The organism is Congregibacter sp. (assembly GCF_045107095.1).
Lineage (GTDB): Bacteria > Pseudomonadota > Gammaproteobacteria > Pseudomonadales > Halieaceae > Congregibacter.
The window spans coordinates 14,860-28,265 of sequence record NZ_JBGCFU010000074.1; the positions used below are offsets into that span (position 1 = coordinate 14,860).

The 13,406-nt window shown below is 55.1% G+C and carries 14 protein-coding genes; 2 read left to right on the forward strand and 12 right to left on the reverse strand.

Going from position 1 to position 13,406, the window contains the following annotated elements; translation table 11 throughout:
• Positions 1–226: 226 nt before the first annotated feature.
• The 11 genes from AB8B76_RS11120 to AB8B76_RS11170 form a co-directional block, all read right to left on the reverse strand.
• Positions 227–577, reverse strand: coding sequence for a PilZ domain-containing protein (locus AB8B76_RS11120; RefSeq protein ID WP_008295524.1), 351 nt, complete (start codon positions 575–577; stop codon positions 227–229).
• Between the two features lie 45 nt (positions 578–622).
• A complete protein-coding gene (locus AB8B76_RS11125) occupies positions 623–1,609 on the reverse strand; it encodes a DNA polymerase III subunit delta' (protein ID WP_405272492.1) in 987 nt (328 codons plus the stop codon).
• A complete protein-coding gene (gene tmk, locus AB8B76_RS11130; protein WP_405272493.1) occupies positions 1,609–2,256 on the reverse strand; it encodes a dTMP kinase in 648 nt (215 codons plus the stop codon). The genes AB8B76_RS11125 and tmk overlap by 1 nt, the downstream gene beginning before the upstream one ends.
• The gene (gene mltG / locus AB8B76_RS11135; protein WP_405272494.1) at positions 2,253–3,287 is read right to left on the reverse strand and encodes an endolytic transglycosylase MltG; all 1,035 of its coding nucleotides are present in this window, start codon (positions 3,285–3,287) and stop codon (positions 2,253–2,255) included. Before mltG ends, tmk begins: the two co-directional genes overlap by 4 nt.
• Positions 3,272–4,105: an aminodeoxychorismate lyase gene (gene pabC, locus AB8B76_RS11140; protein WP_405272496.1), complete on the reverse strand. Its 834-nt coding sequence runs from the start codon at positions 4,103–4,105 to the stop codon at positions 3,272–3,274. The genes mltG and pabC overlap by 16 nt, the downstream gene beginning before the upstream one ends.
• A gap of 8 nt (positions 4,106–4,113) precedes the next feature.
• Entirely contained in the window at positions 4,114–5,352 is a 1,239-nt protein-coding gene (fabF, locus tag AB8B76_RS11145; RefSeq protein ID WP_405272498.1) for a beta-ketoacyl-ACP synthase II, read from the reverse strand.
• A 152-nt stretch (positions 5,353–5,504) separates the two neighbouring features.
• Positions 5,505–5,741: an acyl carrier protein gene (gene acpP / locus AB8B76_RS11150; RefSeq protein WP_008295499.1), complete on the reverse strand. Its 237-nt coding sequence runs from the start codon at positions 5,739–5,741 to the stop codon at positions 5,505–5,507.
• A gap of 106 nt (positions 5,742–5,847) precedes the next feature.
• Entirely contained in the window at positions 5,848–6,600 is a 753-nt protein-coding gene (gene fabG / locus AB8B76_RS11155; RefSeq protein WP_405272500.1) for a 3-oxoacyl-ACP reductase FabG, read from the reverse strand.
• A gap of 24 nt (positions 6,601–6,624) precedes the next feature.
• Complete coding sequence (gene fabD, locus AB8B76_RS11160; protein WP_405272502.1) at positions 6,625–7,572, reverse strand: ACP S-malonyltransferase; 948 nt, start codon at positions 7,570–7,572, stop codon at positions 6,625–6,627.
• A 184-nt stretch (positions 7,573–7,756) separates the two neighbouring features.
• On the reverse strand, positions 7,757–7,939 hold the full coding sequence (gene rpmF / locus AB8B76_RS11165; RefSeq protein WP_008295495.1) for a 50S ribosomal protein L32: 183 nt from the start codon (positions 7,937–7,939) through the stop codon (positions 7,757–7,759).
• Between the two features lie 3 nt (positions 7,940–7,942).
• Positions 7,943–8,491 (reverse strand): YceD family protein, encoded by a 549-nt coding sequence (locus AB8B76_RS11170; protein WP_405272504.1) that lies wholly within the window; start codon positions 8,489–8,491, stop codon positions 7,943–7,945.
• A 79-nt stretch (positions 8,492–8,570) separates the two neighbouring features.
• Between AB8B76_RS11170 and AB8B76_RS11175 the strand changes: the two genes are divergently transcribed.
• A complete protein-coding gene (locus AB8B76_RS11175) occupies positions 8,571–9,173 on the forward strand; it encodes a Maf family protein (RefSeq protein ID WP_405272506.1) in 603 nt (200 codons plus the stop codon).
• Here the strand turns inward: AB8B76_RS11175 and AB8B76_RS11180 are convergent.
• Positions 9,166–10,095 (reverse strand): RluA family pseudouridine synthase, encoded by a 930-nt coding sequence (locus AB8B76_RS11180; RefSeq protein WP_405272508.1) that lies wholly within the window; start codon positions 10,093–10,095, stop codon positions 9,166–9,168. The genes AB8B76_RS11175 and AB8B76_RS11180 overlap by 8 nt on opposite strands.
• Before the next feature lie 755 nt (positions 10,096–10,850).
• On the opposite strand from AB8B76_RS11180, the gene rne reads away from it, so the two are divergent.
• The coding region (rne, locus tag AB8B76_RS11185) for a ribonuclease E (RefSeq protein WP_405272510.1) at positions 10,851–13,406 on the forward strand (2,556 nt) is incomplete at its 3' end.

The window sequence follows — 13,406 nt, forward strand, 5'->3', positions numbered from 1 at the left end:
CACTCCTAATGGTCTTATTGGGCTCCTCTTGGAGCCCACTTTTTTGCACTGAATTCATTAAAATCAAAGATTTACATAAGATATCTAGAGATAGTCTGATATAAAATGGCCGCGTGCTCACCGAAAACTCACGCCTACTCACGCATAAAAAGGCGGGCCTAAAGTAAAGGTAAAGTGAATTCTAGATTACGGCTGGCCACTTGAGTACAAACGAACTACGTCTCGCTTACATTGTATGTGTGGGACGATCCGAGGTGAGCATGCCTGCAAGGTGCTCTTCGATTTTCGAATTGGCGGCAGCGTCCTGCTCAGAGAACTGCACGCCTATACCTGAGGTTCTGTTGCCTTGTGCTCCGCGCGGCGTAACCCAGACGACCTTACCAGCGATGGGGATCTTGTCGGGTTCCTCCATAAGCGTCAGCAGCATGAACACTTCATCGCCAATTTCGTAGCTTTTATTAGTGGGGACAAATAGCCCGCCATTTTTTATAAATGGCATATACGCTGAATAAAGGACCGCTTTGTCCTTTATGGTCAGAGAGAGTATTCCCTGATGGCCTGATGATTGTTCATTCATGATGCTAGAAACATGTGATGAGCAGACGTGAGTGTAGCATTGCGTTTACTGCTCCCATAGCCCGTTGAGGGTTGAAGTCGCGCTAAACCGAAGCAGATCGACATTGGGGTTGGTTCCACTTCTCTTCGCTGCGCGCAATCTACCGATATTATCCAGCGCCGCAAAGCCACGGAGCGCTTCGCCCGTTCGAAGCTCCTCTGTCGGTAATTCTCGCAGCCAACGCTGGAGCACTGTTTCGAGAACATCCAGAGCACCGTCAGGCTCCACCGCAGCAATTGCCTGCTCGAGACTTAAGGATTTTGCGCGCCTCTGGATCATCTCTTGGGCAGCGTGAAGAAGGCCAAGCAGAGCATCACGCTCCTCACCCTCCAACCGTTTTAGCGCCTCCAGGGGTCTACCACCACAAAGCTCAAGCATTGCTCTTACCCCTTCGGTACCGAGGTCGCTTTGCGACAATGAATCCGCCAACCAATCACTCGCGGTGGATATCGTTGGTGAGGGTAACTGCCAACGCTGACAGCGGGAACGTATCGTAGCCGGCAGGGGGTACCCGCGTGCAGAAACCAGAACGATGAAGGTCTCTGATGAAGGCTCTTCCAGGCATTTCAAAAATGCATTGAAGGCAGCAGTGGTCAGGGATTCTGCCGGAGATATCACGATCAGCTTGTACTGACCCAGGGTCGGCGTCGCGGTCGCAAAACGAATCACTTCCCGTATCGCGTTGATACCTATTGCTTTGCCCTCTTCAGCTGGCACCACACTGAGAAAATCTGGATGCGCCCCCGAGGCGCTCAGTGCGCAGGTCTTGCATTGACCACAGTTTCCTTCTGTACTCCTCTCACTACACAGTAGAAAACGCGCCAGGGCTAAGCCCAGGCGATTGCGGCCTGTGCCGGGTTGACCTTCCAGTAGCATGGCGTGCGGTAGGCGCTGTTTCTCAAAAAGCGTTGCAAAACTTTCCCAACTTGCTATGTGCCAGGGAAGACACCGGGATTGCGCTGGGGGAAGTACAAGTGGGGGCAATTCGGGCATTAAACTTCCACCAAGGGAGGGCAAGCAATGAGATCGTTGACGAGCGCCTGTAGGGCCTGCTCTACCTCGGGAAGCGTCGCCGATGCGTCAATAATCTGATAACGACCGCTGCTACTCCTAGCTCTGGCAAGGTAGGACTGTCTCACCCGCTCAAAAAAAGCGTGGTCCTCTAACTCAAAGCGATCCAGTGCTCCCCTACCCCGCGCTCGCGCGATGCCAACATCGGCTGGAACATCGAGTAACAGCGTCACATCGGGACGCAGCTCGCCCTGTACTAATTCTTCCAGGACTGCCACGGGCTCATTGCCCATCTGTCTGCCTGCGCCCTGATAAGCGTAGGTCGCGTCTGTGAAGCGATCGCAGAGCACCCACTGCCCGCGCTTCAGTGCCGGAAGAATGCACTCGGCCAGGTGCTGGGCACGCGCTGCAAACATCATCAGCAACTCTGCAGTGCGATCAATATCCGTATCCGAGGGAGCAAGCAGAGTCTCACGCAGCTGCTCCCCCAACTGGGTTCCGCCGGGCTCTCGCGTGCATACGAGGTCGATGTTCGCCTCTTGCAGTCGCTGGGTGATGAAGGACATCGCTGTGCTTTTACCAGCGCCCTCGCCACCTTCCAGAGTAATAAATAGTCCTCGTTGACTCACTGCTCACTGCCCTTGGGTGCCGAACGATAGTTGGCGCGTCGTGATAATTGAAATTCGCGCACAGCCGCCTGATGCTCTTCCAGTGTGGCGCTGAACTTATGACTGCCGTCACCTCGTGCTACAAAGTAAAGCGCGTCGCCCTCCTGGGGATCTACGGCTGCCATAAGCGCTGCTCTTCCGGGTAAGGCAATTGGCCCGGGAGGAAGACCGTGGTGCCGATAGCTATTGTAGGCATTACTTTCGTCGCTCAGGTGTTTGCGTTGCAGATTACCCTGAAACGTACTGCCAAGCCCGTAAATCACGGTTGGGTCTGTCTGCAGGCGCATCCCGAGCCGTAATCGACGAACAAAAACACCGCCAATCGTTGGACGCTCCGCCGCCAATCCGGTTTCTTTTTCGATGATGGAGGCCATTATCAACGCTTCGTAAGGATCAGCATAAGGCAGGTCTGACTGGCGTTGATTCCAAACCTCAGCCAGAGTCTCCTCCATCATGCGGTGCGCCTCCGTCAGCACGGCAAGGTCACTATCGCCTCTTTCATACTGATAGGTTTCTGGTAAGAAATAGCCTTCGGCTACTGTTTTGGGGGATACCAGGGCTCGCAATTGTGGGTCATCGGTTTGCTCAAGCACGGAGGTTATCCCGTCGCTATTTCGGATTAGCTCCAAAGCATCTTTAAGCGTTATTCCCTCGGGCAAGGTCACGAGATAACGAACAGTGTCACCGCTTTGCAGCAGGGCGAGAAGGCCTTTGGGAGTAGTGCCTGCTTCCAGACGATATTCACCCAACAGAATACGACTGTCAGCGCCCAGAAAACGGCCAGACCAATTGAACAAGCGCTCTTGCTTCAATACCCCTGCGTCAGAAAGGCGACGGGACAAGCGACTCAAACTATCCCCCCGCTCCACATAAACCAGCATACCGTCTTCGGGAACATTCAGAGGACTCTCCCACCAGCCGACTACCCAGCGCAAAGCGATGAAAACGCTGAGCAAAATAGCGCCAGCGCCGATGCCTACATAGCGCAGCATTGCCGGGCCTCCTCGTAATAGGTGGACTGCAACCGGTCGAGCACCTCCCTGGGGTCGAAGACCCTATCCTCCCAGCGCGCAACAAGACGAATGCCCATAATACTGTTACACAGAAACATCCCGTCCGCAGAGGACAAGTCCTGATGCCTAAGGGGAACTTCGCTGGCTGACAGCCCCATGCGCCCCGCCAAGCTCTCAATAATAAGCCGCCGTCGAGTCCCCAAAACACCACTGCGGTCACACGGCGATGTGAGTAACTCATTGCCCTTAAGAACAAACAAGTTGGCGTTACTGGAGCATTGATAAACAGCCCCAGCGTTACAAAGCACGACATCATCAACGCACCGCTCCTTAGCCTCAGCGGCAGCCAGGACCTGCTCCAGACGATTACAGTGTTTGATGCCCGCTAACAGCGGCTGGTCCCCCATAACAATTGACGATGTCGATATGCTCGCTGCAGACAGCGGCACGAAGGGATCTCTGGTTAATGCACTATGGGTCGCAGTAACTCTGGCGCAAGCCTTCATGGATGGCGCATAGCCCCGTTCGCCTGAGCCTCGACTTACGGTGATGCGCAGCACGCCGGCGGTGGTATGAGAGCGCTGGGCTCCATCCTCGATGGCTTGTCTGACGTCCTGCATATTCACTTCAATGCCAAGCCGCCGGGCGCCGAGCGCCATTCGCTCTTCGTGCAAATCGCGCCAAAGTGCTACGCCATTTACCACGAGTAGTGTTTCGAAAACCCCATCGCCATACAGAAAAGCTCGGTCGGTAGCGGGCACCGACGGGGAATAGTTCTCCGGCCCTATCGGGTCCAAGGGAGTACCTAAACGCGTCCGAAAATCAGCGAACCGTTGGTGCCACCAAAGCCAAAGGAGTTAGAGAGACTATGGGTAATAGTCATCTCGCGTGCCGTGTGTGGCACGTAGTCCAGGACGCAGCCCTCGCCGGGCTTATCCAGATTAATAGTCGGAGGCGCCACCTGGTCACGAATAGCCAGCACCGCGAATACGGCTTCTACCGCTCCCGCTGCGCCCAACAGGTGTCCGATCATCGACTTGGTCGAACTCACAGCAACTGTAGAGGCCGAGGTGCCAAACACTGACTCAACAGCTCTGCTTTCAGCGACGTCGCCGGCGAGCGTCGACGTGCCGTGCGCGTTTACATACTCGATGACGCTCGGATCAATTTCTGCATCGAGTAACGCGTTACGCATAGCGTCCGCAGCGCCCCGTCCGTCTTCGGGGGGTAAAGTCATGTGGTAGGCGTCGCCACTCATACCAAAGCCACTCAGCTCGGCAAAAATCTGTGCCCCCCGAGCTTTCGCGCTTTCGTATTCTTCAAGAAACATCATGCCCGCGCCATCACCCAGCACAAAGCCATCGCGGTCGGCGTCCCAGGGCCTGGAAGCAGCCTCAGGATCGTCATTGCGCGTAGATAGTGCCCGCGCAGCAGCAAATCCACCTAAGCCTACTTTCGTCGTTGCCATTTCAGCGCCACCGGCCAGCATAGCGTCGGCGTCACCTTGGGCAATCATTCGCGCTGCAAGCCCGATGTTATGCGTACCGCTTGTGCATGCCGTGACTATCGCAATATTCGGTCCGCGCATGCCGTAACGTACAGACAAGTTGCCCGAGATCATATTGATGATGGAGCCGGGTACAAAAAATGGCGATATGCGTCGGGGACCACTGCTGTTAACAATTTCTGAATTTTTCTCGATCTGCCCAATGCCGCCAATACCTGAGCCTATGGCGCAGCCGACGCGCCCCGCATTCTCTTCAGTGACGGTAAACCCCGAGTGCTCTATTGCCTGAATGCCTGCCGCCATGCCGTACTGCACAAAGGTGTCCATTTTTCGAGCGTCTTTGGCTGAAAGATACGTCTCGATGTCAAAATCCCTGACGCTGGAACTAAAGCGCGTGCTGTAGGCATCAACATCGAAGGTTTCGATGGGAGCGGCGCCACTGCGCCCGGCCAATATGGATGCCCAGCTCGATTCAACGTCGTGACCCACGGGAGTGACCAACCCCATTCCCGTGACAACTACGCGTCTTCCCTTCACTATCTTTCTCCCTTCACTATCGGTCCAGTGCGCGATTTTTTATGCGATTCACTGTCAACTTATGGCGCTCATACAAACAGAAAAGCCGTGATACCTGTCGGTAGTCACGGCTCTCATTGTGCTACAAGCGCGGAAACGCGCTCGTAGTGCCCTCAGGAGAGGTGCTCGTTGATGTAATCAATAGCCAGCTTCACTGTTGTAATCTTTTCGGCTTCTTCATCAGGGATTTCGGTTTCGAATTCCTCTTCGAGCGCCATTACCAGCTCTACTGTGTCAAGCGAGTCTGCTCCGAGGTCCTCTACGAACGAAGCCTCCGTCTGTACTTCTTCTTCTTTGACGCCGAGCTGCTCAGCGACGATTTTTTTTACGCGTTCTTCAATGCTGCTCATGATCCTCGAATACTCCTGCTAAAGGAAAACTTACATTACCAATGATATCGGGCAGGTGCGAAGTCTACCGGTTTTTTACTATCTGGCATACACCTTCCCCAAAACATTAGGCCATGTACATACCGCCGTTTATGTGAATTGTTTCACCCGTTATATACGCTGCCGAGTCACTGCACAAAAATGCGACCAGAGCACCGATTTCTTTTGCATCCCCCAAACGTGCCAGAGGTATTTGAGACAGCATTGCATCGCGTTGATCATCGCTCAGCGCTGCTGTCATGTCAGTGTCGATAAATCCCGGCGCTACTGCATTTACCGTGACGTTTCGTGCACCAATTTCTCGAGCCAATGCGCGGGAAAAGCCCTCTGCGCCAGCCTTGCTCGCCGCATAGTTACTTTGGCCGGCATTGCCCATAGACCCAACAACCGATGTGATATTCACTATGCGGCCCCAGCGCGCTTTGGTCATACCCCGAAGCGCTGCTTTAGAGGTCTTGAACAAGGCAGTCAGGTTTGTATCCATGACTCCTTGCCATTCGTCGTCCTTCATTCGCATCAAAATATTATCGCGAGTAATACCTGCGTTATTCACGAGGATCAGAGGGGCGCCAAAGCGTTCGTTAATGGCGGCAAGCACTGTAGCGACGCTTTCGGGGTCTGCAACGTCGAGACGCATGCCCGCGCCTCCAGTGGCACTCAGACGATCATCAATGGCTTGCGCCCCCGCGTCGCTTGTCGCTGTACCTATGACCGTATGGCCCACGGCCGCCAAAGCATCGGCTATGGCTTGGCCGATCCCGCGACTGGCGCCTGTTACGAGGGCAACGCGCGACTCGCTGCCTTGAGATGCTTCGGACATAGTCTTTCCCCAGCGTTTCTTAAGTTAACCAGCCAGCTCAGAAACCGCAGACAGCAGATCATCCGGAGCTTCCAAATAAACACAGCTAGCGCTTTTGTCTATGCGTCTTAACAGGCCGCCCAAAACCTTGCCTGCTCCGCACTCTGCAAATTGTACAGCGCCCATGGACTGCAAAGTTGCAACGCACGACGTCCAACGTACGGGGGCAGAGATTTGCTGTACCAACAAATCGCGGATGTTCTCCGGATCTGTTTCGGTTTGCGCGTGCACGTTGTGCACGACTGGAATTTCTGGCGTAGCTATCGAGATCCCCTGCAACACTTCAGCAAGTTTTTCACCCGCGGGCAGCATCAAGGCCGTATGGAAAGGTGCGCTGACAGGCAGAGGCATAGCTCGCTTTGCTCCGGCAGCTTTAAGTGCCGTAATTGCGGCATCTACCGCTGCACTGTGGCCAGCGATAACCACCTGGCCCGGAGCATTAAAATTAACCGCTTGCACCACACCACTGTCGCCACCAGATACGTCTTCGCAGATTGCAGTAACTTGCGCATCGTCCAGCCCCAGAATCGCGGCCATCGCGCCAACACCAACCGGAACCGCTGTTTGCATGAAACGCCCGCGCTCACGCACTAGTGAGACCGCATCGCTCAAGCTGATGGCTCCGGCACAGCACAGAGCAGAAAACTCTCCAAGGCTATGGCCCGCCATTGCCGTCGGTCGAGCACCGCCCTTGGCCTCCCAGACTCGCCATAGCGCGACGGATGCAGTGAGCAAGGCTGGCTGTGTGAACTCGGTTAGATTGAGTTGCTCGGAATCGCCGCTGCTGACCAAGGCGTGAAGATCAAAGCCCAGCGCATCTGAAGCTTCTTCAAACACCTGCGCCGCTTCGGCAAACTGCACCGTTGCATCGGCGAGCATGCCGATACGCTGACTGCCCTGACCAGGAAACAAAAACGCGAGATCTTGACTCATGGTTTACCTCCAAGGATGCCGGGCAGCTGACGTCCACGGCATTACACAGGTCTAGCAACGAATACGGCACCCCGTTCAAACCAGCCGACTCATTAGTCGTGCTGTGCTTGTCCAAAGGTGCCGCTGTAAAGCTACTTGCATGCCAGGCCAAAGTGAGCCTGACCTGGTTATCAAAACAGGTGACTTAGTCGTCAGAGCCTGTTTCAACCACTTTCTTGCCGCGGTAGAAACCGTCAGCAGTCACGTGGTGGCGACGATGTGTCTCGCCAGTTGTCTGATCAACGTTCAACGTTGGTCCACTCAGCGAGTCGTGCGAACGACGCATACCACGCCGCGAACGGGTCTTTTTACTCTTCTGAACAGCCATGAGCTATTTCTCCTTCGTGTCGTCGTTATTCAATAACGAAGACAAAACACTAAAAGGGTTTTCCGACACTTCCCCGGACAACCCCAGTTCTTGATCTTCTGACCGGACCTGCCGATCACTCTTCGGTGGCTCGCACTCACCATCTGGGTGGTAAGCCACCACTGGTAAGGCCAGCGCCAATTCTTCCTCAGCCAACTTCCACAGATCCACTTCATCAACCGCGATAAGTGGCTCCAGGCCTGCTGATAGCTGCTTCGCCTGCTCGTCGCCCGGTACGATCCCCAAGTGACTATTCCCTGACAACTCGCAAACCACCGGCTGCAGGCAGCGCTGACATTCCAGCACGACCTTGCCCTGCATTTGCACGGCGGCAAACTGCTGCCCGTCGTCGTTTTCTCCGAACTCTACGACCACCGCAATCGCTGGCGAAGCCGGGTCCAGCAACTCCGCAAACTGCGGGATTTGCTTGGCTCCGAGGCTTCCCTCATAACGCGCCGACCGGGTCACTGCTTTTCGGATATTGACCGTATTCGGGAGGGGGGCTGCCAACATGGCGGCGCACTATAGTGATCGCCCCCTCACTTGTCAAAAAAATCTTTACAATCCCGAGCGTTAGCTAAACCATAGCTCCATGGAACCTTCTCAGAGTACGACCCTGATCCTCGCATCCACCTCGCTGTATCGGCGGCGTCTTTTGGAGCGCCTTGCTATCCCCTTTAGCTGCGTGGACCCAGAAACTGATGAAACAGCGGATAAAGATGAATCCCCAGAAGCACTAGCGCGGCGCCTCGGGGATGCAAAGGCACTCGCAGTATCGAATATGTACCCCGATGCCATCGTCATCGGGAGTGATCAGGTTGCAGCGCGATCTACACAGCGCATGGGCAAGCCTGGAAGCGTGCCAGCAGCAGAGGCTCAACTGCGACTCTGTAGCGGCCAGACGATACATTTCTTTACTGCGGTGAGTTTCGCACGGAACGGGCATGTGGTGGCCCAACGATGCGTCCCCACCACGGTGAGGTTCAGAGAGCTCTCAGCCGCCGAGATTTCCGACTACGTTCAACGAGAGCAGCCCCTGGATTGCGCAGGAAGCTTCCGCTGGGAAGGACTGGGGATTTGTTTGTTCACATCGCTAGAAAGTGATGACCCTACTGCTTTGGAGGGGCTACCATTAATCGCGACCTGCGACGAGCTGAAAAAGCTAGAAATAAATCCATTAAAAACATCTATTTAGAGAGCTTTGTTAATACCATATCAAGCTCAGAATCTAGCGGAGCATTGAGCTCGTAACGCTGATCATTGAGCACAAAAGACAGCGATTCTGCGTGCAAAAACAATCGTCTAAGCTGCAATTTCTGCGCTAAGCCTTCGCTGCGTGCACTTTGATACTTGCCATCGCCAAGCAGGGTGTGCCCGGCATGCAAAGCGTGAACACGGATTTGATGTGTTCTTCCCGTCAGAGGTCGCGCCTGAACCAAGGTGGCATCGGCGAAACTGTCCCGTATCCTGAACTCTGTCGCCGAAGGTTTCCCTTCCTTGGAAACTTTCACCTGCCGCTCCCCGGACTTTCGCTCAAAGCGCTGGAGAGGTGCTTCCACCAAGCGCAAATGCCGCGGCCAGGCCCCCTCGACCAGAGCAAGGTAGCGTTTATCTATTTCCCCCTGGCGTCTCAGCAGCTCATGCAAGGCCCGCAAGGCAGCAGGCTTCTTGGCTATCATAATGAGGCCCGAGGTTTCTCGATCAAGGCGATGCACCAGCTCCAGAAACCGAGCCTCCGGACGCATCGTACGCAGGGTCTCGATTAAACCAAATTGCAGACCACTACCTCCATGCACCGCAATTCCCGATGGTTTGTTGATCGCTAATAAATGCTCATCCTCGAATACGATGCGCGAAGCAAGGCGCTCCTGCCACCCACTTGGCGCTACGCCCGGCTCCCGGGGCTCAGGAGCGGATAGCGGCGGCAAACGCACCACATCCCCCAGCAACAAGCGTCTATCGGGCTTGACCCGCCCCTTGTTAACCCGAATCTCACCCTTGCGCATAGCGCGATACAGCCGGGTCTTGGGAATCGCCGGGCACTCTCGAAGCACAAAGTTATCGAGACGCTGCCCCTCCCCCCTTTCATCAACGGTTAGAAAGCGCACAGCAGTCACGTCGTGAGCTCCCGTAAGCGTTTGGAAAGATTGAGCATTAGTTAATTCAACGTCCTTCTTTTATTTGAGCAGAAGCAAGCTTGCTGCTAGTATGCCGCGCGAGCAACGGATTTGACGCAACAACCTTTCCCGACACGCCCTTCTATCAGCTGACTCAATCAGCTGGCTCATTGACCGTTTCACTCGGTGAGTCATTAGCTGGTCCTTGGCTAGAACAAGCGTTGGAGAAAGGCACTTGATTACCGCCAAGAGAATCCACTGCCGGAATTATACGATGCTGCGCAAGCATGAGACGAATTACCGCTTGCACAGCCCTTATTGAGAAGAAAACAAAGAGTTTACAGAAGGCTTTTTGCTGAGCTCACAGTCCTAAAGAGCGGACCGTTTTTACAAACGGATACTGGATGAGGCACCGGAGTAACGGGAGCCGTCCATGAGGTACTCAAAGGGGACTTACAGCCCGACGGTTACACGGGCTGGGAAAGAAACGTTCCCGAGGACGAAGCGAGGCAAGAAGCGCCCGATTGCAACACCAAAGAGACAGGGTTGCCGGGGCAAGACCAGAATTAGCGCTGAGCGGCAGCAAACGCAGGCCGTTTGGAGATAACAACTAGTGCAGTAAAACCGCCGTCCTACGGCTTGGCCTTTACTGCAGCGCACGGAGAGAGTTCGCGGGTTTACGATGTCGTAAACAGGCAACTCACAAGTACGCACTGGCATGCGCCGGCTAAACCCCACGAGAGGTTTAGTTAGACATGAAGAAAATGCTTATCAATGCTACGCACGCGGAAGAAATGCGCGTAGCACTCGTCGATGGCCAGAAGCTTTACGATCTGGATATCGAAAACAGAACCCGCCTGCAAAAGAAAGCTAACATCTACGTTGGCAAAATCACCCGAGTAGAGCCCAGTCTGGAAGCGGCGTTTGTCGATTTCGGCGCGGAACGTCACGGCTTCCTGTCAGTCAAGGAAATCGCCCGGGAGTACTTTTATCGCAACCCAAAAGACATAGACGGGAAGTTTTCGATTCGGGATGTGGTCAAGGAAGGCACTCGACTGATAGTTCAGGTCGATAAAGAAGAACGCGGCAATAAAGGCGCTGCACTAACAACGTTTATCAGTCTGCCCGGGCGTTACATGGTGCTTATGCCCAACAACCCCCGCGCCGGCGGCATCTCCCGTCGCATTGAAGGTGACGATCGAGCCGAATTGCGCGAAGCGCTGAGCGCGCTCGACATCCCGGATGGCATGGGTGTCATCATCCGCACCGCTGGTGTGGGACGCTCAGCTGAGGAGCTCCAATGGGATTTGAACTACCTTCTGCAACTGTGGGAGGCCGTGAGCAAAGCAGGCGAAGAGAACCGATCTCCGGTTCTGCTTTACCAGGAAAGCAACGTCATCATTCGTGCTGTGCGCGACTATCTCCGCGATGATGTAGACCAGGTTCTCATCGATTCTCCGGACGCCTTCAAGCAGGCCATGGACTTCGTGAGCATGGTGATGCCCAAGTACCAGCAGCGCATCAAGCTTTACGAAGACAACATACCCCTCTTCAATCGATTCCAGATTGAGAGCCAGATTGAATCTGCCTTCCAACGGGAAGTGAGATTGCCCTCCGGCGGCTCTATTGTTATCGACCCGACAGAGGCACTGATCTCCATCGATATCAACTCGGCCCGCGCCACCAAGGGCGTGAACATCGAAGAGACCGCGCTTCAAACTAACCTTGAAGCTGCCGACGAAGTCGCCAGACAGCTGCGACTCCGAGATATGGGTGGGCTCGTTGTTATCGATTTCATCGATATGCTCGCGGCGCGCAATCAGCGCGCGGTTGAGAACCGCATGCGTGACGCTTTGGCCATTGATCGTGCGCGTGTACAAGTAGGACGGATCTCGCGTTTTGGACTGCTCGAAATGTCCCGTCAGCGTTTGCGGCCCTCCCTGGGCGAGACCAGTGCCATTGTGTGCCCACGCTGCACAGGACAAGGCAGTATTCGGGACACCAAGTCCCTGTCCTTATCGATTCTTCGTCTTCTTGAAGAGGAAGCCATCAAAGATCGTAGCGCTGAAGTCCGCGCCATCGTGCCCGTTGATGTGGCCGCCTATCTTCTCAACGAAAAACGCGTTGCGCTAAGCGAAATCGAATCTCTGACGCGAGTTCGCGTACTGGTTATCCCTAATCCAAATCTCGAAACACCGCACTTTGAAGTGACACGCCTGCGTGACGATGAAGTCGATGGAGATCAGCAAACCAGCTACAAAGTCGACATTGCAGTGCCCGATGCAGACAGCATTTCTGATTCCCACGACAACAGCCTCCCCAGCCAGGAAGCGCTGGTACAAACCATCGCGCCGACCGCAGCCCCTGCCCCTGTAGAGGCCGCTGAAGTCGAGGCCCCTGCACCGGTCGCAGCTGCCGCAGCGACAGCAGCGGTAGCCGGAGCGGCTGTTGCCGCAAAACCCGGTTTGGCTCAGCGTCTTTGGGTAAGCTTCTTTGGTGATCCCAACGCGGAGTCAGAGGAAGCTACAGCCGAGGCTCAGAAAGAGACAGCAAGTCCTGAAATCGAGACTCAGAAGACCGATAGCGAAACATCTGAAGATGATCGACCTAAGCGCAACCGAGGCCGTCGTCGCCGAGGCGGTCAGGGCCGTAACCAAAACCGCAGCGGTGGGACTCAAGAGCAAAACTCAGAAGCCACTAGCACCGAAGCAACAGCCGAAGTCGTCGACGCAAATGCGGACGTTTCCTCGGATAGCGAAGGTAACGAAAAGTCAGAAGATGGTACTCGCCGTCGCCGCCGTCGCCGTTCTCGCGGAGGCCGCCGCGCAGGAACCGAGAATCAAGAGAGCACAGGCGATAACACCACGACCGAGACTGGCGAAGCGGACGATGCAAGCACAGTGGACGGTGAAGGTGATACAGACTCTACTGATAACTCTAAACCCAGGAAGCGTCCGAGTGACCAGCGTCGCGGGGAACCTCGCCGCCGTCGTCGTCGCCCTGTAGCCGCGGCAACGGATACAACAGAAGGAGCCGTCGCAGCTGCAACAGGTGCTACCGCCACTGATCCTTCGGGCGAAGAATTCGCGACAACTGCGGCAGCGGAGGCGGCTGATGAAGCTGTTTCTACATCCAAGGTTTCCGCCGGTACGGTCGCGGACTCAAGTGCGGCTGTAGGCATGGAAGAACATGTCGCAAGCATCACAGAAGCTGACACGGACGCGGCATCTGAAGCGAAAACCTCCGATGAAGCGATCGCTCAAACTCAACTGGATCGCGATGACAGCAGTCACGCAGCAGCATCCCCCGAC

Excerpts from the sequence above, each read along its gene's own strand:
- AB8B76_RS11120 (WP_008295524.1), bottom strand. The coding sequence starts at position 577 with ATGAATGAACAATCATCAGGCCATCAGGGAATACTCTCTCTGACCATA.
- AB8B76_RS11125 (WP_405272492.1), bottom strand. The coding sequence starts at position 1,609 with ATGCCCGAATTGCCCCCACTTGTACTTCCCCCAGCGCAATCCCGGTGT.
- mltG (WP_405272494.1), bottom strand. The coding sequence starts at position 3,287 with ATGCTGCGCTATGTAGGCATCGGCGCTGGCGCTATTTTGCTCAGCGTT.
- acpP (WP_008295499.1), bottom strand. The coding sequence starts at position 5,741 with ATGAGCAGCATTGAAGAACGCGTAAAAAAAATCGTCGCTGAGCAGCTC.
- fabG (WP_405272500.1), bottom strand. The coding sequence starts at position 6,600 with ATGTCCGAAGCATCTCAAGGCAGCGAGTCGCGCGTTGCCCTCGTAACA.
- fabD (WP_405272502.1), bottom strand. The coding sequence starts at position 7,572 with ATGAGTCAAGATCTCGCGTTTTTGTTTCCTGGTCAGGGCAGTCAGCGT.
- rpmF (WP_008295495.1), bottom strand. The coding sequence starts at position 7,939 with ATGGCTGTTCAGAAGAGTAAAAAGACCCGTTCGCGGCGTGGTATGCGT.
- AB8B76_RS11170 (WP_405272504.1), bottom strand. The coding sequence starts at position 8,491 with ATGTTGGCAGCCCCCCTCCCGAATACGGTCAATATCCGAAAAGCAGTG.
- AB8B76_RS11175 (WP_405272506.1), top strand. The coding sequence starts at position 8,571 with ATGGAACCTTCTCAGAGTACGACCCTGATCCTCGCATCCACCTCGCTG.